Raw genomic sequence first — 21,669 nt, 5'->3', positions numbered from 1 at the left:
GCCACCGATAAGGACGCGTCCCGTGAAGACTTCAGCTGAACGCCTCGCAGTACTCGGCTGCGCCGGTCTGGTCGCCGTGACGGTGGCCGGCTGCGGATCCGTGACCGACGCCGTCAAGGGGGACAGCGGCAAGTCGATCACCATGGGCACCAGCCAGCTGACCGGCGTGCTGGACCCGGCCACCGCCTACGACTCCGGCTCCTGGCTGATCCTGCGCAACACCTTCCAGTCACTGCTGACCTTCCCGGCCGCCGCCAGCGCGCCCACCCCGGACGCCGCGCAGTCCTGCGAGTTCACCGGCAGCGAGGCCACCGAGTACCACTGCACCCTGCGGCCCGGGCTGAAGTTCTCCAACGGCCACCCGCTGACCGCCGCCGACGTGGTCTTCTCGGTCGAGCGCACCAAGAAGATCAACGACGAGAACGGCCCGGTCTCGCTGCTCTCCTCGATCAAGTCCGTCGAGGCCAAGGGCGACACCGAGGTGGTCTTCCACCTCTCCGCGCCCGACGCCACCCTGCCGGCCAAGCTGGCCACCCCGGCCGGCGCCATCGTCGACCACCAGGTCTACCCGGCCGACAAGGCGCTGCCCAACGACAAGCAGATAGGCTCCGGCCCCTACCGCTTCGACTCGGTCGAGACCCCGGGCGGCAGCAAGCAGCTGGGCAAGGTCGTGCTGTCGGCCAACGACAAGTACGGCGGCGACGCCAAGCTGCGCAACAGCAAGTTCACCGTGCGGTACTTCGACAAGACCGACGACCTCAAGGCCGCGCTGGACAAGGGCGACGTCGACCTCACCGACAACAGCCTGGAGCCGAACACCGCCGCCCAGATCCGGTCCGACCAGCAGGGCGGCAAGACCGACCTCCAGGTGACCGAGGGCGACAGCAACGACACCCGCTCGCTGGTCTTCAACACCAAGGACCCGGCCGTGTCGAACCCGGCCGTCCGCCAGGCCGCCGCGCAGCTGATGGACCGCAAGTCGCTCGCCCGCGACGTCTTCGCCCGGACCGTCCAGCCGCTGTACGCGATGGTCCCGGCCGGCGTCACCGGCCACACCACCGCCTTCTTCGACCGCTACGGCGACCAGGACGCGGCCAAGGCCAAGAAGATCCTCACCGACGCCAAGGTCCAGACCCCGGTCAAGCTCACCCTGACCTGGTCCCGCTCGCGGGCCGGCAGCAACGAGGCCGAGACGCTGAAGAAGCAGCTGGAGGCCGGCGGCCTCTTCCAGGTGACGGTCCAGCAGGAGCCGGACTGGGAGACGTACAAGAAGGGCTGGGCCGACGGCAAGTACCAGGCGTACGTCATCGGCTGGTTCGCGGACTACCCCGACCCGGACAACTACATCGCCCCGCTGCTGGTCAACGGCGGTGCCTACCACCACGGTTGGGACGACCCGCGGATCAGCGGCAAGCTCGTCCCGGACGGCCTCAAGCAGGCCGACCGCAGCGCCGCGGTGACCGGCTACGCGCAGATCCAGCAGATCGAGGCCGAGAACGTGCCGCTGATCCCGCTGTACCAGAACAAGGCGTTCTTCGCGGCGCGCTCCTACGTCACCGGCGTCGAGTCCACCGTCGACACCACCGGCTTCTTCCGCTTCTGGGAGATCAGCCGGAGCAGCAAGTAGCGCTCACGGAACGGCGGCCCGCCCGCTCCCCGTCGTCACGGGGGAGCGGACGGGCCGCCGTCGCGTCCGCGCGGGCCGTTCCCGGCCCGTCCCGGCCCTACAGGGCGCCGGGGCGCACCAGGCCGCTCTCGTAGGCGTACACCGCCGCCTGCACCCGGTCACGCAGCTGGAGCTTGGTCAGCACATGGCCGACGTGGGTCTTCACGGTGGTCTCGCTGACGAACAGCTCGGCCGCGATCTCCGCGTTCGACAGCCCCCGCGCGACCAGCTTCAGCACCTCCAGCTCACGCTCGGTCAGCGCGCTCAGCGCCTGCGGCGGCGCCTCGTCGCCCGAGGGCAGCTTGGTGGCGTACATGTCCAGCAGCCGCCGGGTGATGCTCGGCGCCAGCATCGCCGCGCCGTCCGCGACCACCCGGATCGCCTGCACCAGCTCCTCGGCCGGGACGTCCTTCAGCAGGAAGCCGCTGGCACCCGCGCGCAGCGCCTCCACCACGTACTCGTCCAGGTCGAAGGTGGTCAGCACCAGCACCTTGGCCGGGCCGTCCCGCCCCGGGCCGGCGATCCGGCGGGTCGCCTCGACACCGTCCATCCTGGGCATCCGGATGTCCATCAGCACCACGTCGGGCTGCAGCGCCCGCACCTGGTCCAGCGCCTGCTGACCGTCGCCGGCCTCACCGACCACCACCAGGTCGGACTCCGCCTCCAGGATCATCCGGAAACCGGTGCGCAGCAGCGGCTGGTCGTCGACCAGCAGCACTCGGATCGTCACTAGGACTCCTTGCTCCTCGGATCCCCCGTGGGATCGTCTTCGTCAGACGTACGGCTCAGCGGCAGCGGGTACGGCGGGGGCGTGCCGCCGAACTCCGGGCAGCTGGCCTGGTGGTCGCACCAGTCGCAGAGGCGGTTGCGGGTGGCCGGGAAGTCCCCGGTGGCCACCGCGTGCCCGATCCGCTCCCACAGCGCCTTCAGCTTGCGCTCCACCGCCAGCAGGTCGGCCTGGTCCGGGTCGTAGCTGACCACGTCCCCGCCCCCGCCGAGGTAGACCAGCTGGAGGCGCTTGGGGATCACGCCCTTCCAGCGCCACACCACCAGGGCGTAGAACTTCATCTGGAACATCGCCTTGCCCTCGAAGTCCCGCGAGGGCGCCCGGCCGGTCTTGTAGTCCACCAGCCGGACCTCGCCGGTCGGGGCGACGTCCACCCGGTCGATGTAGCCGCGCAGCAGCAGCCCCGAGTCCAGGGCCGTCTCCACGTACAGCTCCCGCTCCACCGGGTGCAGCCGGGTCGGGTCCTCCAGCCGGAACCACTGGCCGAGCAGCTTCTCGGCGTCCGCCAGCCAGCGGGTGAGCGCCGCGCCGTCCGGGTCGTCCGGGAACAACGAGCCCAGTTCCGGCCGTTCACCGAGCAGCCGCTCCCACTGCGGGCGCAGCAGGCCCAGCGCGCGCTCCGGCGTCCGCTCGGTCGCCGGGCTGTCGAACAGCCGCTCCAGCACCGCGTGCACCAGCGTGCCCCGGGTGGCCGCCGAGCTCGGCGGCTCGGGCAGCCGGTCGATCACCCGCAGCCGGTACAGCAGGGGGCAGGTGAGGAAGTCACCCGCCCGGGAGGGGGACAGGCCGGTAGGGGGCGCCGCCGGGCGCACCGGGGCCCCGGTGGCACTGGTGGTGGTCTGCTGCATGACCACGAGCCTATTGCCCCTCGCTGTCATCCTGCTGCCACGGTGCTGCCACCGGGGCCCGCGGAGTGGGTATGAACAGCGGGAGGGGCGCGGGGCGCCGGAGCGCCGCGATCACGTAGCGTGGGCGCACCGGGGCACGACGGGGGAGACGACCGAAGGGATCACGGTGAGCGACAGCAGGGGGCAGCAGACCTCCGACCAGCCACCGCAGGACGACCACGGGCGCCCGGCCGGGCAGCCGCGGGAGCGCGGCAGCGGCATCCTGATGGGCCGCCCCTTCGGCGTGCCGATCTACGTCACCCCGTCCTGGTTCGTCATCGCCGCACTGATCACCTGGGTGTTCGGCGGGCAGCTCGACGAGGTCCTGCCCGACCTCGGCGCCGCCCGCTACCTGGTCGCGTTCTCCTTCGCGGTCGCCTTCTACGCCTCCGTCCTGGTGCACGAGCTCGCCCACACCCTGGTCGCGCTGCGCTACAAGCTCGGGGTGCGGCGGATCCAGCTCCAGTTCTTCGGCGGCGTCTCCGAGATCGAGAACGAGGCCACCACGCCCTGGCGGGAGTTCTGGCTGGCCTTCGTCGGCCCGCTGCTCTCGCTGGCCCTCGGCGGCGTGTTCTACCTCGCCATGCAGGCCGTGGAGCTGTCCACGGTGCCCGGCGTGCTCCTCACCGGCCTGATGGTGTCCAACCTGGTGGTCGCCGCCTTCAACCTGCTGCCCGGCCTGCCGCTGGACGGCGGGCGGATGCTGCGGGCCGTCGTCTGGGCGGTCACCGGCAGGCCGATGGCCGGCACGGTGGCCGCCGCCTGGGTCGGCCGGGCGCTGGCGGTCGCCGTGCTGATCGGGCTGCCCCTGGCCGGCGCCGCCCGCGGCGTCGAGCGCACCACCACCGACACCCTGGTGGACGCGGTGCTCGCCGCCGTGCTCGCCGCGATCATCTGGAACGGCGCCACCGGCAGCGTGCGCAACGCCCGGCTCAAGGAGGCGCTGCCCGGCCTGCGGCTGCGCGAGCTCGCCCGCCGGGCCGTCGAGGTCACCGCCGACACCCCGCTCGGCGAGGCGATGCGCCGCGCCCGCGAGGCCGAGGCCGGCGCGGTGGTCGTGGTGGACGGCCGGGGCGAGCCGATCGCCATCCTCCGCGAGTCCGCGGTACGGGCCGTACCCGAGCACCGCCGCCCCTGGGTGGCCGTCGGCCCGCTCGCCCGCGACCTCGAACCCGGGCTGCGGCTGGACGCCGACCTCGGCGGCGAGGACCTGCTGCGGGCCGTCCAGACCACCCCGGCGGGGGAGTACCTGGTGGTCGAGGCGGACGGCCGGGTGTACGGCGTCGCGGCCCTCAGCGACATCGAGCAGCGGCTGACCTCCGCCGTCTCCGGGCGCTGACGCCCCCCGTCACCAGCGGGGCCGCCGGGGCTGCCGGGGCCGCCGGTGCGGCCGTGGAGGGGGTCGACCACCGGGCGTGGTGAGGCGGGGCACCCCGCTTCCCTTAGGATTGTCCGTATGTCCGAACCGACCGGTGCCGCCCGCCGACGCGGGCCCTTCCAGGTCGGGGACCAGGTCCAGCTGACCGACCCCAAGGGTCGCCACTACACGTTCACGCTCCAGGCCGGGAACCAGTTCCACACCCACAAGGGTGCGTTCCCGCATGACGAGCTGATCGGCGCCCCCGAAGGCACGGTCGTGCGCACCACGGGGAACGTCCCGTACCTCGCGCTGCGCCCCCTGCTCCCCGACTACGTCCTGTCCATGCCCCGCGGCGCCGCCGTGATCTACCCCAAGGACGCGGGGCAGATCCTGGCGATGGCCGACATCTTCGCGGGCGCCCGCGTGGTCGAGGCCGGCGTCGGCTCCGGCGCGCTCAGCACGTACCTGCTGCGCGCCGTCGGCGAGCAAGGGATGCTGGCCTCCTACGAGCGCCGGCAGGACTTCGCCGACATCGCGCAGAACAACGTCGAGCGCTACTTCGGCGGGCCGCACCCGGCGTGGAAGCTCACCGTCGGCGACCTCCAGGACAACCTGGTGGAGTCCGACGTCGACCGCGTCATCCTCGACATGCTGGCCCCCTGGGAGTGCCTGGACGTCGCCTCCAAGGCGCTCGTCCCCGGCGGCCTCATCTGCTGCTACGTGGCCACCACGACGCAGATGTCCAAGACCGTCGAGGCGCTGCGCGACCACGGCACCTTCACCGAGCCGCAGGCCTGGGAGACCATGGTCCGCACCTGGCACCTGGAGGGCCTGGCCGTCCGCCCGGACCACCGGATGATCGGCCACACCGGCTTCCTGCTCACCGCCCGCCGCCTGGCGGACGGCGTCGAGCCGCCGCTGCGCCGCCGCCGCCCGTCCAAGGGCGCGTACGGCGAGGACTACGACAACGGGGCCTCCGAGCAGACCCTGAAGGAGCGCGCGGCCGCCCGCAAGGCCGCCCGCGCCGACGAGGCCGACCAGCCCGACCTGGGCTGATCCCGCGGCAGCGGACAGGGGTGGCACGAGCAATCTCGTGCCACCCCTTGGCATTTCCGTCGACCGGGTGTGGGACGATGCTCGCTCACACGGACCAGCTCCTGGAGCACTGGAGGGGACGCCTGGTGGAGACCGCGGTCGGGACGACGGCGACGGCTGGACAGCACGCACCGCGGGGCCGCACGGGGCCCGGGCACGCGCGCACCGCCCCCTGGCACTGGGCCCTCGCCCTGGCCGGCTGCGGCGCGGTGGTGGCCGCCGCCCTCGCCGCCTCCCCGGCGACCGGCACCCCGCTGCCCGCGCACGGCACCCCGGCGGCCCTCGCGGCGAGCGCGGCCCCCGACCCGGCCCGGGCCCAACTCCCGATGGACTGCGGACCGTTCCCGGTCAAGACGGTGCTCAGCGTGCCCGCCCGGCTGGGCGACGGACGCCCCGCCACCGTGGTCGCCGCGCACTGCGCCGCCGAGAACGGCACCCCGCCGGACGCCGTCTTCCTGCTCGGCCCCGGCCCCGGCGGCCGCCCGGAGGTGACGGCCACCCTGCTCTCCGAGCGCGAGAACCTCACCGTGAGCCGGCTCGCGGTGCGCTCCGACGGCGCCATCACCGGCCACGCGCAGGGGTATTCGAGCCAGGACGTGCCGCGCTTCCGGCCCGACATCTCACTCGACCTCACCTGGACGCGCAAGGGCGGCGGCTGGGACCGCTCCCAGACCGCCGCCCCGGTCAGCCTGACCTAGCTGTTACTCGCCCGCTCGCCGGGTCAATTCACTCCGCGTCGGGCCCGTACACCTCGACCCGGTCCGCGACCCGGCGCACGTGGATGCAGTCGCCGGGGCACTCCTTGGCCGAGTCCACCACGTCCTGAAGGATCGTCAGCGGCACCGGGGCGGTCTCCCCGGGCTGCTGGCGCAGCTCGTCGTCCGCACCCTTCACGTAGGCCAGGCCGTCGATGTCGAGCTCGAAGACCTCCGGCGCGTACTGCACGCAGATGCCGTCGCCGGTGCAGAGGTCCTGGTCGATCCACACCTCCAGTGCCTCGGTCGTCGCCGCGGTCTGCTCGGTCACCGACATGGTCTCCTGCCGTTTCTGTCCCGGGTCGCCCATTTACGGAGCAATCCCGCCATTCGTACAACGATCGGACCTCGGGTCGTGGTCGCGATCGGATATCACTTCGCTCGACGATACATCTGGCCCGCTTTGGGTGGTGCGCGGTGGGTATCCCCTATGCAGAGGGGAAGCACGCTGGGGCGAAGATCGGACACGCCCGTTCCATCTTTCTTGATCTAGGGGTTTACGGACCCCTGGTCCCAGGTAGGGTCTGGAAGCGTCCAGCTCCCCGGAGGAGGTGAGGACCGTGGCAGCCCACGATGACGACTACAACCGCAGCACCGGCAGGCCCGCTCGTGGTTCCGACGAGGCCGCTCAGGTCTCGTTCCTTGAGCAGGAAATCGCCGTGTTGCGCCGCAAGCTCGCCGACTCGCCGCGCAATTCGAGGATCCTCGAAGAGCGGATCGTCGAGCTCCAGACCAACCTGGCGGGCGTGACCGCCCAGAACGACCGGCTCGCCTCCACCCTGCGCGAGGCCCGCGACCAGATCGTGGCCCTCAAGGAGGAAGTGGACCGGCTCGCACAGCCCCCGGCCGGCTTCGGCACCTTCCTCGAAGCGAACGAGGACGGCACCGCGGACATCTTCACCGGCGGGCGCAAGCTCCGCGTGAACGTCAGCCCCAACGTCGCCCTCGACGAGCTGCGCCGCGGCCAGGAGGTGATGCTCAACGAGGCCCTCAACATCGTGGACGCGATGGCCTTCGAGCGCATCGGCGAGATCGTCACCCTCAAGGAGGTCCTGGAGGACGGCGAGCGCGCCCTGGTTCTCGGCCACACCGACGAGGAGCGCGTCGTGCGCCTCGCCGAACCGCTGCGCGAGGTCACGATCCGGGCGGGGGATGCCCTGCTGCTGGAGCCCCGCTCCGGCTACGTGTACGAGGTCGTGCCGAAGTCCGAGGTCGAGGAGCTGGTGCTCGAAGAGGTCCCGGACATCGACTACCGCCAGATCGGCGGGCTGGGCAACCAGATCGAGCTGATCCGCGACGCGGTCGAGCTGCCCTACCTGCACGCCGACCTGTTCAAGGAGTACGAGCTGCGCCCGCCCAAGGGCGTCCTGCTCTACGGCCCGCCCGGCTGCGGCAAGACGCTCATCGCCAAGGCGGTCGCCAACTCGCTGGCCAAGAAGGTCGCCGAGGTCACCGGCCGGCCCCAGGGCAAGAGCTACTTCCTCAACATCAAGGGCCCCGAGCTGCTCAACAAGTACGTGGGCGAGACCGAGCGGCAGATCCGCCTGGTCTTCCAGCGGGCCCGGGAGAAGGCGAGCGAGGGCACGCCCGTCATCGTCTTCTTCGACGAGATGGAGTCGCTGTTCCGCACCCGCGGTTCCGGCGTCAGCTCGGACGTGGAGAACACCATCGTCCCGCAGCTGCTCGCCGAGATCGACGGCGTGGAGGGCCTGGAGAACGTCATCGTCATCGGCGCCTCGAACCGCGAGGACATGATCGACCCGGCGATCCTGCGGCCCGGCCGCCTGGACGTCAAGATCAAGATCGAGCGCCCGGACGCCGAGGCCGCGAAGGACATCTTCTCCAAGTACCTCAAGGACTCGCTGCCGTTCCACCCGGACGACCTCAAGGAGCACGACAGCTCCGTCGAGGCCACGGTGGCCGCGATGATCCAGGCGGTGGTGGAGCGGATGTACTCCGAGACCGAGGAGAACCGCTTCCTGGAGGTCACCTACGCCAACGGTGACAAGGAGGTCCTGTACTTCAAGGACTTCAACTCCGGTGCGATGATCCAGAACATCGTCGACCGCGCGAAGAAGATGGCCATCAAGGACTTCCTCGACCACGGCCAGCACGGTCTCCGTGTCTCCCACCTGCTCGCCGCCTGCGTGGACGAGTTCAAGGAGAACGAGGACCTCCCGAACACCACCAACCCGGACGACTGGGCCCGCATCTCCGGCAAGAAGGGCGAGCGGATCGTCTTCATCCGCACGCTGGTCACCGGCAAGCAGGGCGCCGAGTCCGGCCGCTCCATCGACACTGTCGCCAACACCGGGCAGTACCTGTAGTCACGCGGTTACCCGGGCCGGCAGCGGTCCCCGGAGCTGTACGCACACCGTCCGGCTGTGGCGCCTCGCGGCCCCGCAGCCGGACGGCGCGTCTCGGGGCCCGCCGTTCGGCGCCGGGTCCTAGGCTCGACCCACCGTCCGCGGTCAGATGGCCGGCGCCGGTGTAGTTCAGCGGTACGTCAGCGTGCTCCGCCCGCCGGGGGCGGCGCACCGGGCAAGGAGGGCCGCATGACCGTACGGCGCGTGATGGGCATCGAGACCGAGTACGGGATCTCCGTGCCCGGGCACCCCAACGCCAACGCCATGCTCACCTCGTCCCAGATCGTCAACGCGTACGCGGCGGCGATGCACCGGGCCCGGCGGGCCCGCTGGGACTTCGAGGAGGAGAACCCGCTGCGCGACGCCCGGGGCTTCGACCTCGCGCGCGAGGTGGCGGACGCCAGCCAGCTGACCGACGAGGACATCGGCCTCGCCAACATCATCCTCACCAACGGGGCCCGGTTCTACGTGGACCACGCGCACCCCGAGTACAGCTCGCCCGAGGTGACCAACCCGCGCGACGCCGTGCTGTGGGACAAGGCCGGCGAGCGGGTCATGGCGGCCGCCGCACAGCGCGCCCTGGAGCTGCCCAACGGGCAGAACATCCACCTGTACAAGAACAACACGGACAACAAGGGCGCCTCCTACGGCACCCACGAGAACTACCTGATGAAGCGGGCGACCCCGTTCGCCGACATCGTCCGCCACCTCACGCCCTTCTTCGTCTCCCGGCAGGTGGTCACCGGAGCGGGCCGGGTCGGCATCGGCCAGGACGGCTCGGCGCACGGCTTCCAGATCAGCCAGCGGGCCGACTACTTCGAGGTCGAGGTCGGCCTGGAGACCACGCTCAAGCGGCCGATCATCAACACCCGGGACGAACCGCACGCGGACGCCGAGAAGTACCGCCGGCTGCACGTGATCATCGGGGACGCCAACCTCTCGGAGATCTCCACCTACCTCAAGCTGGGCACCACCGCGCTGGTCCTGTCGATGATCGAGGACTCCTTCATCGCCTCCGACCTCGCCGTCGACCAGCCCGTGCGCACCCTGCACCGGGTCTCCCACGACCCGACGCTCAAGCACCTGATCACCCTGCGCAACGGGCGCAAGCTCACCGCCGTCCAACTCCAGCTGGAGTACTTCGAACTGGCCCACAAGTACGTCGAGGACCGCTTCGGCAACGACGCGGACGAGCAGACCGTCGACGTGCTGACGCGCTGGGAGGACGTCCTGGGCCGGCTGGAGCGCGACCCGATGTCGCTGTCCCGGCAGCTGGACTGGATCGCCAAGCGGGAGATCCTGGAGGGCTACCGCAGCCGGGACGCCCTGGAGTGGGAGAACCCGAGGCTGCACCTGGTCGACCTCCAGTACAGCGACGTACGGCCCGAGAAGGGCCTCTACAACCGTCTGGTGGCGCGCGGGCGCTTCGAGCGGCTGCTGACCGACGACGAGGTCGAGCGGGCCGTCTCCAAGCCCCCGGAGGACACCAGGGCGTACTTCCGCGGGCGCTGCCTGGAGCAGTACGCGGAGCACGTCGCGGCGGCCTCCTGGGACTCGGTGATCTTCGACCTGCCGGGCCGGGACTCGTTGCAGAGGGTGCCCACCCTGGAGCCGCTGCGCGGGACCCGCAACCACGTCAAGGAGCTGCTGGACCGCTGCCGCACGGCCGAGGACCTGCTCCGGGTGCTGTCCGGCGGGTAACTTTTCGATCACCACGGGTGAACCTCCGCCGAATGGGAATCATCCGGGGTGGCAGCGGGTGTTGGACAAGAAGCGCCACCGGCAAACCGGGAGCGGCAGTCGCACCTTGTGTATAGGGTCGGTGCAGCAAGCAGCGACCGAACCGTGCCAGACGAATCGAGCGGGGTGAGGGAAATGGCGAGCAAGGACACCGGCGGCGGCCAGCAGCGGGCGAACCGCTCCTCCGAGGAGGTCGAGGAGCAGGTCGCGGAAACGCAGAATTCCGACGACCTCAAGGAACGCCAGGAAAAGCTGGGCGACGACGTCGACGCGGTGCTGGACGAAATCGACGAGGTCCTGGAGTCGAATGCGGAAGATTTCGTCCGCGGATTCGTGCAGAAGGGCGGGCAATAGCCCCTCCCCGGCATTCGGGAATTCACGGTCGCGGCCGTCGAGGGCGGCCGGGCGGCGCCTGCCGTCCGGCCGCCCGGCACCTCACCTCCACCCGTGGACAGTGATCATCGGACGGGTAGGGTGCGGGCAGCGCGCGCTTCAAGCTACCTGGAAGGAATCGTGTGGAAGCCAACACTCGTGGCACCGGGCGTCTACCGGCTGCCTTCCTGACCCCGGGGTCGTCCTCGTTCCTCGACTTCCTCGCCGAGCACAAGCCGGAGCTGGTCCCCGGTCTGCGCGGGCTCCCCGAGGGTGTTGTCGTCGAGGCCCCGCACGGGACCACGATCGTGTCCGCGGTCTTCGACGGCGGTGTGGTGATCGCCGGTGACCGCCGGGCCACGATGGGCAACGTGATCGCCCAGCGCGACATGGAGAAGGTCTTCCCGGCCGACGAGTACAGCGCGGTCGGCATCGCCGGCACCGCCGGCCTCGCGGTCGAGATGGTCCGGCTGTTCCAGCTGGAGCTGGAGCACTACGAGAAGATCGAGGGCACCGTGCTCTCCCTGGAGGGCAAGGCGAACCGCCTCACCACCATGATCCGGGGCAACCTGGGCATGGCGATGCAAGGCCTCGCCGTGGTGCCGATGTTCGCCGGCTACGACCTGGACCTCGGCCGCGGCCGGATCTTCAACTACGACGTGACCGGCGGGCGTTCGGAGGAGCGCGGGTTCGCCGCCACCGGCTCGGGCTCGGTCTACGCCCGCGGCTCGATGAAGAAGCTCTACCGCGAGGGCCTGACGGCCGAGCAGGCCTCGACCCTGGTCGTCCAGGCGCTCTACGACGCGGCCGACGACGACTCCGCCACCGGCGGCCCCGACCTCACCCGCAAGATCTTCCCGCTCGTCTCGCTGATCACCGAGGACGGCTTCCGCCGCCTCACCGACGCGGAGGTCGGCGCGATCGCCCGCTCGATCACCGACGAGCGGCTCGTCCACCCCAACGGCCCGCAGGCCCCGCTGCTCTAGCCAGCACCTCACAGGAAAGGGACGACCGCCGGTGTCGACACCGTTCTACGTCTCGCCCCAGCAGGCCATGGCGGACCGCGCGGAGTACGCCCGCAAGGGCATCGCGCGCGGCCGCAGCGTGGTCGTGCTCACCTACGCCGACGGCATCGTCTTCGTCGCGGAGAACACCTCCAGGGCGCTGCACAAGGTCTCCGAGATCTACGACAAGATCGCCTTCGCGGCGGTCGGGCGCTACAACGAGTTCGAGAACCTGCGCATCGGCGGCGTCCGCTACGCCGATCTGCGCGGCTACTCCTACGACCGGGCCGACGTCACGGCCCGGGGCCTGGCCAACGTGTACGCCCAGACCCTGGGCACCATCTTCTCCTCGGTCGGCGAGAAGCCGTACGAGGTCGAGCTGATCGTGGCCGAGGTCGGCCGCGGCACCGACAACGACCAGATCTACCGGCTCACGCCGGACGGCTCGGTCGTCGACGAGAAGAACTACGTGGTGGTCGGCGGCAACGCCGACTCGATCGGCAACTACCTGGGCCAGCGCCACCGCGTGGGCCTGAGCCTCACCGAGGCGGTGAAGGTCGCGGTCGACTCGCTCGCCCGCGACCCCAACGGCGGCAGCCCGCGCACCCTCACCCCGGAGCAGCTGGAGGTCGCGGTGCTCGACCGCCAGCGGTTCCAGCAGCGCAAGTTCAAGCGGATCCTGGGCAACCAGCTCGGCCGGCTGCTGGACGGGGACCAGTCCGCGGAGACGGACGACGACGAGAACCCGGCGGACACCGCGCCGGAGTAGCAGTGCCTGAGGAGTCCCGTACGGCGGCCGGACCGCCGTCCGTACGGGGCTCCGGTGCCCCTGCGGCGGCCCAGTCGTCGTGGAGGCGGTTTCGGACAGCTCCGACAGAGAATGGAGTGCTCATGGACCGCCGGATTTTCGGGCTGGAGAACGAGTACGGGGTGACCTGCACGTTCCGCGGGCAGCGGCGGCTGTCCCCGGACGAGGTCGCGCGGTACCTGTTCCGCCGGGTCGTCTCCTGGGGCCGCAGCAGCAACGTCTTCCTGCGCAACGGCGCCAGGCTCTACCTCGACGTCGGCTCCCACCCCGAGTACGCCACCCCCGAGTGCGACGACGTGACCGAGCTGGTGACGCACGACAAGGCGGGGGAGCGCATCCTCGAAGGGCTCCTGGTGGACGCCGAGCGGCGGCTGCACGAGGAGGGCATCGCGGGGGACGTCTACCTCTTCAAGAACAACACCGACTCGGCCGGGAACTCCTACGGCTGCCACGAGAACTACCTGGTGGCCCGGCACGGCGAGTTCTCCCGGCTGGCCGACGTGCTGATCCCGTTCCTGGTCACCCGGCAGCTGATCTGCGGGGCCGGCAAGGTGCTGCAGACCCCGCGCGGGGCGGTGTTCTGCGTCAGCCAGCGCGCCGAGCACATCTGGGAGGGCGTCAGCTCCGCCACCACCCGCTCGCGGCCGATCATCAACACCCGTGACGAGCCGCACGCGGACGCCGAGCGCTACCGCCGGCTGCACGTGATCGTCGGCGACTCCAACATGTCCGAGACCACGACGCTGCTCAAGGTCGGTGCCACCGACCTGGTGCTGCGGCTGATCGAGGCCGGCGTGGTGATGCGCGACCTGACCCTGGAGAACCCGATCCGGGCGATCCGCGAGGTCAGCCACGACCTCACCGGCACCCACCAGGTGCGGCTCGCCAACGGCCGGGAGGCCAGCGCGCTGGACATCCAGGAGGAGTACTACACCAAGGCGCTGGAGTTCGCGGACCGCAAGGGCATCAACACCGGCACGGTGGGCCGGGTCCTCGACCTGTGGGGCCGCACCCTGGAGGCGGTCCGCAGCGAGCGCCTCGACGGGGTGGCCACCGAGATCGACTGGATCATGAAGTACAAGCTCATCGAGCGCTACCGCGAGAAGCACGACATGAGCATGTCCAACCCGCGGGTGGCCCAGATCGACCTGGCGTACCACGACATCCACCGCCGTCGCGGCCTGTTCTACCTGCTCCAGAACAAGGGCCAGGCGAAGCGGATCACCACCGACCTCAAGACCTTCGAGGCCAAGTCGATCCCGCCGCAGACCACCCGGGCCCGGCTGCGCGGGGACTTCATCCGCCGGGCGCAGGAGCAGCGCCGGGACTTCACGGTCGACTGGGTGCACCTGAAGCTGAACGACCAGGCGCAGCGCACGGTGCTGTGCAAGGACCCGTTCCGCTCGGTCGACGAGCGGGTGGAGAAGCTCATCGCGGGGATGTGACCCGGGAGTGTGAGCCCGGGGCGGCCCTGGTGTGAGCCGGGGCGCGGCCCGGGTGTGAGCAAGGCCTCAAGATCGCGGTGGTGGGTCCGGCCCCGGTGGTGTCTACCGGGGCCGGACGCGTGCCGGGCATACGCTGTCCGTCGAGTCAGGAGAGCCGACTTCGACCGACAGTTAGGACCACCGTGCGCCGCTCCGCCGGTTTGCTTCTCACCCTGCCGCTGCTGCTGGCGGTCGCCTGCAGCAGTTCCCCGAAGGCGGCCGGCCCGGCGACACCGTCCGCGGCGAGCGCCGCCCCCACGGTGCCGGCGCCGGTCGGCGAGGCGTCGCCGATGCCCACTCTTTCGGGTGGCGGGTTCGGCAGCAAGGCGACCATCACCATCCCCGAGGGCCAGCAGCCCAGCGGCCAGTTCGTGGTGAGCACGGTGAGCGAGGGCGAGCGCTCCACCGTCAACAAGGGCGACTGGGTGACGGTCAACTACACGGCGAAGGACTGGACCACCGGCAAGGACCTGCCCAGCTCGTACGACCCGAGCGGCAAGCCGCAGCTCTACCAGGCCGGCAGTGGACAGCTGGTGCCGGCGCTGGACCAGAGCGTGATCGGCAAGAAGGTGGGCTCCCGGCTGCTCGTGGTGGCCCCGCCGGCGGCGGCCTTCGGCGAGCAGGGCTCCACCCAGCTGGGCGTCAACAAGAACGACACCGTGGTGTTCGTGCTGGACATCATGGAGAGCCTGCCGCAGGACTCCACGCTGACCGGGACCATGACCGAGCCGGCCGCGACGCTGCCGCAGGTCAAGGACAACGGGAAGGCGCCGGTGACGATCACCGTCCCGGCCGGTCAGGCGGCGCCCACGGACCTCCAGCAGGCGGTGCTGATCAAGGGCGAGGGCAAGCAGGTCAAGAGCGGGCAGACCCTGGTGGTGCAGTACACCGGGGTGCTGTGGGGCAACGGCCAGCAGTTCGACGCCTCCTGGACGCACGGCGGCGCGCAGGCGGTGCAGATCGGCACCGGGAGCGTGATCGAGGGCTGGGACAAGGGGCTGGTGGGGCAGAACGTCGGCAGCCGGGTGCTGCTGGTGGTGCCGCCCGCGCTCGGCTACCAGGACAAGGCCCAGGGCTCCGTCCCCGCCAACTCCACGCTCGTCTTCGTGATCGACATTCTGGAAGCGGTCTAGGGGCGTGCTCTAGGAACTCACCCGGGGGATTCCGTACGCTTGGGCGGACGCTCGTACAACGAAGCGTCCGCCCTCATCCTGAGCTGTCATAATGCCCTCGCGCTGTGGCAGGCGCCGCCCGGCGCCAAGGTCCGGGGCGGGCGGTGCGACGGCAGTCCGGCGCTCAGCACGCCGGGTGCAGACCTGGAACCTGTGGCGAGATGGATGGGGAGTCATGACTGAGAAGACGCCGAGCCCGGGCGGGGCCGGTACCGCGGCGAACGACGGCCCTGCGGGTGACCCGGCCGCCTCCCGTCCGGGCGGACCGCTTCCGGGCGACGGCGAGTCGATCGTCGTTCCGCCGTCGATCCTGAAGCAGCAGGCCGGCTGGGCGCAGCCCGGCGAGGCGCCGCGGGCCGCGGGCGGGACCAAGACCGACGAGGCCCCGCAGATCTTCGCCTCCAACGTGCGCAAGAGCGACACCTCGGAGGCCGGGTACGACGAGAACCCGCCCGGTGTCGGCCGCCTGGGCGTGATCCTCGGCACGGTGATCGCCCTGCTGCTGGTCGGCAGCGGTGTCACGCTCTACATGGTGAACAAGGACGGCTCCAAGGACAGCGCCTCGGCCGCCAAGCCGGACGCGGCCAAGAGCGCGCCGCCCACGCCGACCGCCGAGCCGGTGCCGCCGATCAAGGACAGCGCCAAGGTGCTGCCGACCGTCACCGGTGACTTCGGCAAGAAGGCCGACATCCAGGTGCCGGGCGAGGCCTCGGACGGTTCCTTCGTGGTCAAGGTCCTCACCGAGGGCACCGGCGCCAAGGTGGACAAGAACTCCTGGACCTCGGTGGACTACACCGCCAAGGACTGGAACACCGGCAAGGACATCCCGAGCTCGTACGACGCCAACGGCAAGCCGCAGATCTTCCAGGCGGGCACCGACTCGCTGATCCCGGCGCTGGACCAGGCCGTGATGGGGAAGAAGGCCGGCAGCCGGCTGCTGGTGGTGGCCCCGCCGGCCGCCGGATTCGGCTCGCAGGGCAAGGCCGACATGTCGATCGGGCCCAAGGACGACCTGATCTTCGTGATCGACATCCGTAACGCCAACGCGCCGGACTCGGTGGTCAGCGGCACGGTCACCCCGCCGCCGGCGGACTTCCCGCAGGTCAAGGACAACGGCAAGAAGCCGGCCGAGATCACCCCGGTGGCCGGCGCCAAGGACCCGACCGAGCTGAAGTCGCACGTCCTGATCAAGGGCACCGGGCCGAAGGTGGAGAAGGGCGAGAAGGTCGTCGTCCAGTACACCGGCGCGCTCGCCAAGGACGGCAAGATGTTCGACTCCTCGCTCAGCAAGGGCCAGGCGTTCTCCTTCCCGGTCGGCGGCGGCCAGGTCATCCAGGGCTGGGACCAGGGCCTGGAGGGCCAGACCGTGGGCAGCCGGGTGGAGCTGGTGATCCCGGCCGCGCTGGGCTACGGCGACAAGGGCCAGGGCGACATCCCGCCCGGCGCGACGCTGGTCTTCGTGGTGGACATCCTGGACGCGGGTCAGGGCTGATCCACTTTCGGGTGACAATGGTGAATGTGTGACCTCCGGGTCCGGCCGCGTGGCCGGACCCGGACGGGCGGCGGGCGCGCGTACCGTGGTCCGCCCGTACGTCGTACGGGCGGACCGGGGCGGGCGTCCGCCGCTTGGTCGTGTAATGCAATGCGAAACGTGAGAAGAGGGACTGTGAGCGCCAACCTCAACGAGAAGCCCGAGATCGACTTCCCGATCGGCGACGCCCCGACGGAGCTGCAGATCCGCGACATCGTCGTCGGTGACGGCGCGGAGGCCAAGTCGGGCCAGAACGTCAGCGTCCGCTACGTCGGCGTGACCTTCGAGACCGGCGAGGAGTTCGACGCGAGCTGGAACCGGAGCCCGAACGAGTTCCGCTTCCCGTTGGGCGGCGGCCGGGTCATCAAGGGCTGGGACCGCGGTGTCGTCGGCATGAAGGTCGGCGGCCGCCGCGAGCTGACCATCCCGTCGCACCTGGCGTACGGCAACCAGTCGCCGACCCCGGCGATCCCGGCCGGCTCCACGCTGATCTTCGTGGTCGACCTGCTGGCCGTCTGAGGCCGTGCGGACCGTGGGCCGGACCCCTCCGGGGGCCCGGCCCACGGGCGTGTCCGGGGCCGGACGGCACCGCCCGGGGGCCGGGTGCGGGACGCGGCTTTTGCACTGCGTACCGCTACCGGTACGGTCGGTCCCGCCGGGTGGTGATCGCCCGGTTGGCGCACCCCGCGCGCGGCGCGGCACACCGGAAGGGTCAGCGATGGCGATCGCCAAGGCAGAGCGGCTGATGAATCTCGCCCTGTGCCTGATGAACACCAGACGTCCGCTCTCCAAGAAGGAGCTGCGGGAATCCATCGAGGCGTACCGCGAGGCCTGGCAGAGCAGCAGCGAGGACGCCTTCAACCGGATGTTCGAGCGGGACAAGGACGACCTGCGCGAGCTCGGCCTGGTGATCGACGTCGACGAGAGCACCCTGGACGGCGAGCTCGGCTACCTGGCCCGGGCCGACCGCAACCGGCTGCCCGAGATCGCGCTGGACGCGGAGGAGGCGGCCGCGCTGACCCTGGCGGCCCGGGTCTGGCAGCAGGCCAAGATGTCCGGCGCGGCCAGCGGCGCGCTGCAGAAGCTGCGCGCGGCCGGGGTGCCGTTCACCGAGCCCGAGGGCCGTACCGCCCTGGAGCCGCGCATCCCCGCCCGGGAGGCCGCGTTCGAGCCGCTGCTCACCGCCGCCCGGGACCGCCGTCCGGTCACCTTCGAGTATCGCAAGGCCGGTGCCGCCGCCGTCGAGCAGCGCAGCGTCGAGCCGTGGGCGCTGGAGTGCTGGCGCGGGCACTGGTACCTGGCCGGGTACGACCGCGACCGCGGCGACGCCCGGGTGTTCCGGCTCAGCCGGATCCCCGGCAAGGTGCGGGCGAGGACCGGGGCCTTCGTCGGCACCGTGCCCGAGCACGTGGACGTCCGGGCCACCGTGGCGAAGTTCGCGGGGGAGGGCGCCACCGCCACCGCGACCGTCCGGGTCCGCCGGGGCGCGGGCTTCCCGCTGCGCACCAAGGCGCTGAACAGCACCCGGGTCGACGAGGCCTGGGACGAGCTGGAGATCCCGTACGGCAACGGGCTGGGCGCCGACCTCGCGGAGTTCGGGCCGGATGTGCTGGTGCTCGGGCCGGAGGAGCTGCGGGCGGATGTGGTCGACCGGCTTCGGGCGGTCGCGGGGCTGGACTCGGAGGACGTGCGGGCATGAGCAATGCGATCGACCAGACGCGACGGATGCTGTCGCTGGTCACCTACCTGCGGGAGCGGCCGGGGGCCGAGGTCGCCGAGGTGGCCCGGGCCTTCGGGATCAGTGAGCGCGAGCTGATCGGGGACCTCAACGTGCTGCCGATGTGCGGCACCAGTTTCCGCGGCGGCGACCTGCTCGACATCGACACCGACGGCGAGCGGATCTGGTGGCACAACGTCGACGACGTGGCCCAGCCGCTGCGGCTGGCCGCCGACGAGGCGACCGCGCTGCTGGTCGCGGCCCGCGCCGTCGCCGGGCTGCCCGGGCTGCGGGCCGGGGACCGCGAGGCGCTCACCCGGGCCGTCGCCAAGATCGAGAACGCGGCGGGGGAGAGCGCCGAGGGCAGCGCCCGGGTCGGCGTCACCTTCGAGGCCGAGAGCCACGTCTTCGCCGACATCGACCGCGCGCTCAGCGAGGGCCGCCGGGTCTGGCTGCGCTACTACTCGCACGGGCGCGGCGGGATGACCGAGCGCGAGGTCGACCCGATCCGGCTGCTCACCGAGGGCCACACCTACCTCGAGGCCTGGTGCCGCACCTCCGAGGACCACCGGATGTTCCGGCTGGACCGGGTCGCCGAGATCCGCGTCCTGGACGTCCCGGCCGACCCGCCCCGGCGCGAGCCGCGGGACCTGAGCGGCGGACTGGTCAACCCGGCGGCGGACGACCCCGAGGTGGTGGTCGAGGTCTCCTCCGGCGGACGCTGGGTGGCCGAGTACTACACCCACGACCGGGCCGAGGAACTGCCCGACGGCGGGCTGCGGATCACCCTGCGCAGCGCCGACCCCTCCCAGCTGCGCCCGCTGGCGCTGCGGCTGGGCCGGGACGGCCGGATCGTCTCGCCGCCCGAACTGGCCGGGCAGGCGCGCTCGGCCGCGCGGGAGGCACTGGCCGCCTACGGGGAGGGGCAGGTCTGAGCGGTGGAGCCCGGGACCAGATTCAAGGTGTACTGCTCGGAGTGCCGGGAGAAGGTGGAGCTCCCGGCCGACGGGTTCCGGCTGACCCTCGGTCGGACTCCGGCCCAGGCGCACTACAGCTTCGGCTGCCCGCTGTGCGGGGCGGCGGTGCGCAAACCGGCCGGCGAGAAGATCGTCGAGGCGCTGCTCGGGGCCGGGGTGCGCACCATGCGGCTCGTCCCGGCCGAGGGGTAGTGCCCGTATAGGGTGGGCGCATGTCCTGGATGCTCGTCGCCGCCGTCCTGCTCGCCACCGCGGGCCTGCTGGTCCTCGGGGTCCTCGCGACCCGGCTCTGGCTGGACGTGCGGGCGCTCGCCAAGGGCGTGGACACGGCCTCGCGGGCGCTGGCCTCGGCGGCGGAGGAGCTGGCGGACGCGGTCCCGGCCCGTACCGGGTCGCCGGCCGTGTAGCACGGCCGGACCGTCGGTGGTACGGGGGCTGCTGTGCGGGGGCAGGGGCGGGTTACGCTTCCAGTCGGCTCCCGAACCGTGTACCGGGGGCTGCTGTCCTGTTCGGGCGGCCTTCGTCGCGGCGTCATCCGCAGCGGTTACCATCCGCAGCGGACGGCCCGGTCGGGCCGCCATGACTGAAGGTGGTCGCGCATGCGCATCTCGATGACCGCAATCGTGGTGATCGTGGTTCTCGCCATCGTGCTGTTCGGAGCCAAGCGGCTGCCGGAGGTGGCGCGCTCGCTGGGGAAGTCGCTGCGGATCCTGAAGAGCGAGGCCAGGGCGATGCGGACGGACGGTGAGCCCGCGCAGCCCGAGCAGCCGGAGCGGCCCGCTCCGGCCCCGGCTCCGGTGGACGGCACCGCGGCCAGGACCATCCAGGCCGCCCCGGGGGCCTCGGGCACGGCCCGTCCGGTCGCCGAGCCCGCCGCCGGGCCGTCCGCGCCCGACGGCGACCGCCCGCACTGAGCGCGGTGGGCGTGACCACGCAGATGGAGGCCCGTCGACCGGCGGGCCTCGACGCACGAGTTGAGGACCGGGGTTGAGCAAGCTCTCCAAGGCGTCGAAGGCGTCAAAGGATCCTGAGGGGCGGATGGCCCTCGCCGACCACCTGCGGGAACTGCGCAACCGCGTGGTCAAGTCGGTCCTGGCGATCTTGGTGTTCACGATCGTCGCGGGGATCTACCACAAGCAGTTGGAGAGCTTCCTCCTCCAGCCGCTGCCGCAGTGCAACAAGGCGAACGCGGCGGACTACCACGGGCGCTGCGCCCAGGTGTCCAACATCGGGCTCACCGCGGGCTTCAACTGGATGCTGAAGGTCGCGCTGACGGCGGGCGTGGTGGCGGCCGTCCCGGTCTGGCTGTACCAGGTGTGGGCCTTCGTCGCGCCGGGTCTGCACCGGCACGAGAAGAAGTACACCGTCATCTTCATGGTCTGCGGGGCCCCGCTGTTCCTGGCGGGCGTGGCCTGCGCCTTCCTGGTGATGCCGACCACGGTCGAGGTGTTGATCTCGTTCACGCCGAACGACACGACGCCGATCCTCCCGCCCGAGGACTACTTCGACATCGCCACCCGGATGGTGCTGGTCTTCGGTCTGGCCTTCGAGTTCCCGCTGCTGCTGGTCATGCTCAACCTGGTCGGCATCGTGACCGGCAAGCGGCTGCTCGGCTGGTGGCGCGGCATGGTCATGGGCATCACGGTGTTCGCCGCCTTCGCGACCCCGAGCGCGGAGCCGATCAGCATGCTGGTCCTGGCCGCGCCGATCTGGGCGCTGTTCTTCATCGCGGTGGGCGTCGCCCTGTTCAACGACAAGCGGAAGGCGCGCCGCGACCCGGACGCCGGGCTGGACGACGAGGAGGCCTCGCACCTGGACCTCAGCGTGCAGGCGGTGGACGGCGCGGAGAGCGTCGCGGCCTCGGCGGCTCCGACGGCGAGCAGCGCCCCGGTGCCGGCCGCCCGCCACGAGCAGATGGACGACATCACCTGAGCCGGTGAGCCGTCCT

General features: G+C 71.2%; 22 protein-coding genes. 19 read left to right on the top strand and 3 right to left on the bottom strand.

The window, feature by feature from the left end:
• Positions 1–22 precede the first annotated feature (22 nt).
• A complete protein-coding gene (locus ACFQ6N_RS09860; protein WP_380648155.1) occupies positions 23–1,627 on the top strand; it encodes an ABC transporter substrate-binding protein in 1,605 nt (534 codons plus the stop codon).
• Positions 1,628–1,724: 97 nt separating this feature from the next.
• Here the strand turns inward: ACFQ6N_RS09860 and ACFQ6N_RS09855 are convergent, their stop codons facing one another.
• Both ACFQ6N_RS09855 and ACFQ6N_RS09850 read right to left on the bottom strand, forming a co-directional pair.
• The gene (locus tag ACFQ6N_RS09855; RefSeq protein ID WP_188299078.1) at positions 1,725–2,396 is read right to left on the bottom strand and encodes a response regulator transcription factor; all 672 of its coding nucleotides are present in this window, start codon (positions 2,394–2,396) and stop codon (positions 1,725–1,727) included.
• Positions 2,396–3,301, bottom strand: a complete 906-nt coding sequence (locus ACFQ6N_RS09850) for a RecB family exonuclease (RefSeq protein WP_380648154.1) — start codon at positions 3,299–3,301, stop codon at positions 2,396–2,398. The genes ACFQ6N_RS09855 and ACFQ6N_RS09850 overlap by 1 nt, the downstream gene beginning before the upstream one ends.
• Before the next feature lie 166 nt (positions 3,302–3,467).
• On the opposite strand from ACFQ6N_RS09850, the gene ACFQ6N_RS09845 reads away from it, so the two are divergent.
• The 3 genes from ACFQ6N_RS09845 (at position 3,468) to ACFQ6N_RS09835 (ending at position 6,493) form a co-directional block, all read left to right on the top strand.
• Positions 3,468–4,679 carry a site-2 protease family protein gene (locus ACFQ6N_RS09845; RefSeq protein ID WP_380648153.1) on the top strand — a complete coding sequence of 404 codons (1,212 nt, stop codon included), beginning with the start codon at positions 3,468–3,470 and terminating at the stop codon, positions 4,677–4,679.
• 117 nt (positions 4,680–4,796) lie between these two features.
• The gene (locus ACFQ6N_RS09840) at positions 4,797–5,756 is read left to right on the top strand and encodes a tRNA (adenine-N1)-methyltransferase (RefSeq protein WP_380648152.1); all 960 of its coding nucleotides are present in this window, start codon (positions 4,797–4,799) and stop codon (positions 5,754–5,756) included.
• Positions 5,757–5,833: 77 nt separating this feature from the next.
• Positions 5,834–6,493 (top strand): hypothetical protein, encoded by a 660-nt coding sequence (locus ACFQ6N_RS09835; protein WP_380648151.1) that lies wholly within the window; start codon positions 5,834–5,836, stop codon positions 6,491–6,493.
• Positions 6,494–6,521: 28 nt separating this feature from the next.
• Here ACFQ6N_RS09835 and ACFQ6N_RS09830 read toward each other — a convergent pair whose 3' ends face one another.
• Positions 6,522–6,827 (bottom strand): ferredoxin, encoded by a 306-nt coding sequence (locus tag ACFQ6N_RS09830; RefSeq protein ID WP_380648239.1) that lies wholly within the window; start codon positions 6,825–6,827, stop codon positions 6,522–6,524.
• A gap of 283 nt (positions 6,828–7,110) precedes the next feature.
• Between ACFQ6N_RS09830 and arc the strand changes: the two genes are divergently transcribed.
• The 15 genes from arc (at position 7,111) to tatC (ending at position 21,653) form a co-directional block, all read left to right on the top strand.
• The gene (gene arc, locus ACFQ6N_RS09825; protein WP_380648150.1) at positions 7,111–8,877 is read left to right on the top strand and encodes a proteasome ATPase; all 1,767 of its coding nucleotides are present in this window, start codon (positions 7,111–7,113) and stop codon (positions 8,875–8,877) included.
• 228 nt (positions 8,878–9,105) lie between these two features.
• Positions 9,106–10,617, top strand: a complete 1,512-nt coding sequence (gene dop / locus ACFQ6N_RS09820; RefSeq protein WP_380648149.1) for a depupylase/deamidase Dop — start codon at positions 9,106–9,108, stop codon at positions 10,615–10,617.
• Positions 10,618–10,791: 174 nt separating this feature from the next.
• Positions 10,792–11,010 (top strand): ubiquitin-like protein Pup, encoded by a 219-nt coding sequence (locus ACFQ6N_RS09815; protein ID WP_380648148.1) that lies wholly within the window; start codon positions 10,792–10,794, stop codon positions 11,008–11,010.
• Between the two features lie 161 nt (positions 11,011–11,171).
• Positions 11,172–12,014, top strand: coding sequence for a proteasome subunit beta (prcB, locus tag ACFQ6N_RS09810; RefSeq protein WP_380648146.1), 843 nt, complete (start codon positions 11,172–11,174; stop codon positions 12,012–12,014).
• Positions 12,015–12,045: 31 nt separating this feature from the next.
• Complete coding sequence (gene prcA / locus ACFQ6N_RS09805; protein ID WP_380648144.1) at positions 12,046–12,801, top strand: proteasome subunit alpha; 756 nt, start codon at positions 12,046–12,048, stop codon at positions 12,799–12,801.
• Between the two features lie 122 nt (positions 12,802–12,923).
• Complete coding sequence (gene pafA / locus ACFQ6N_RS09800; RefSeq protein ID WP_380648142.1) at positions 12,924–14,285, top strand: Pup--protein ligase; 1,362 nt, start codon at positions 12,924–12,926, stop codon at positions 14,283–14,285.
• 182 nt (positions 14,286–14,467) lie between these two features.
• Positions 14,468–15,457: an FKBP-type peptidyl-prolyl cis-trans isomerase gene (locus ACFQ6N_RS09795; RefSeq protein WP_380648140.1), complete on the top strand. Its 990-nt coding sequence runs from the start codon at positions 14,468–14,470 to the stop codon at positions 15,455–15,457.
• A gap of 214 nt (positions 15,458–15,671) precedes the next feature.
• Positions 15,672–16,988: an FKBP-type peptidyl-prolyl cis-trans isomerase gene (locus ACFQ6N_RS09790; protein ID WP_380648139.1), complete on the top strand. Its 1,317-nt coding sequence runs from the start codon at positions 15,672–15,674 to the stop codon at positions 16,986–16,988.
• 150 nt (positions 16,989–17,138) lie between these two features.
• Complete coding sequence (locus ACFQ6N_RS09785; protein WP_380648138.1) at positions 17,139–17,546, top strand: FKBP-type peptidyl-prolyl cis-trans isomerase; 408 nt, start codon at positions 17,139–17,141, stop codon at positions 17,544–17,546.
• Between the two features lie 199 nt (positions 17,547–17,745).
• Positions 17,746–18,726 carry a helix-turn-helix transcriptional regulator gene (locus ACFQ6N_RS09780; RefSeq protein ID WP_380648137.1) on the top strand — a complete coding sequence of 327 codons (981 nt, stop codon included), beginning with the start codon at positions 17,746–17,748 and terminating at the stop codon, positions 18,724–18,726.
• Complete coding sequence (locus tag ACFQ6N_RS09775; RefSeq protein WP_380648135.1) at positions 18,723–19,679, top strand: helix-turn-helix transcriptional regulator; 957 nt, start codon at positions 18,723–18,725, stop codon at positions 19,677–19,679. Before ACFQ6N_RS09780 ends, ACFQ6N_RS09775 begins: the two co-directional genes overlap by 4 nt.
• A 3-nt stretch (positions 19,680–19,682) precedes the next feature.
• Positions 19,683–19,913, top strand: coding sequence for a hypothetical protein (locus ACFQ6N_RS09770; RefSeq protein WP_380648133.1), 231 nt, complete (start codon positions 19,683–19,685; stop codon positions 19,911–19,913).
• 20 nt (positions 19,914–19,933) lie between these two features.
• A complete protein-coding gene (locus ACFQ6N_RS09765) occupies positions 19,934–20,128 on the top strand; it encodes a hypothetical protein (protein WP_380648132.1) in 195 nt (64 codons plus the stop codon).
• A 192-nt stretch (positions 20,129–20,320) separates the two neighbouring features.
• Positions 20,321–20,635 (top strand): Sec-independent protein translocase subunit TatA, encoded by a 315-nt coding sequence (tatA, locus tag ACFQ6N_RS09760; protein WP_380648130.1) that lies wholly within the window; start codon positions 20,321–20,323, stop codon positions 20,633–20,635.
• Positions 20,636–20,759: 124 nt separating this feature from the next.
• Positions 20,760–21,653: a twin-arginine translocase subunit TatC gene (gene tatC, locus ACFQ6N_RS09755; protein ID WP_380648237.1), complete on the top strand. Its 894-nt coding sequence runs from the start codon at positions 20,760–20,762 to the stop codon at positions 21,651–21,653.
• Positions 21,654–21,669 lie beyond the last annotated feature (16 nt).

The sequence above is a fragment of the Kitasatospora sp. NPDC056446 genome (genome assembly GCF_042796115.1).
Taxonomy (GTDB): domain Bacteria; phylum Actinomycetota; class Actinomycetes; order Streptomycetales; family Streptomycetaceae; genus Kitasatospora.
The sequence above is the reverse complement of the archived record's forward strand: the minus strand, read 5'-3'. Positions and strand labels throughout refer to the sequence as shown.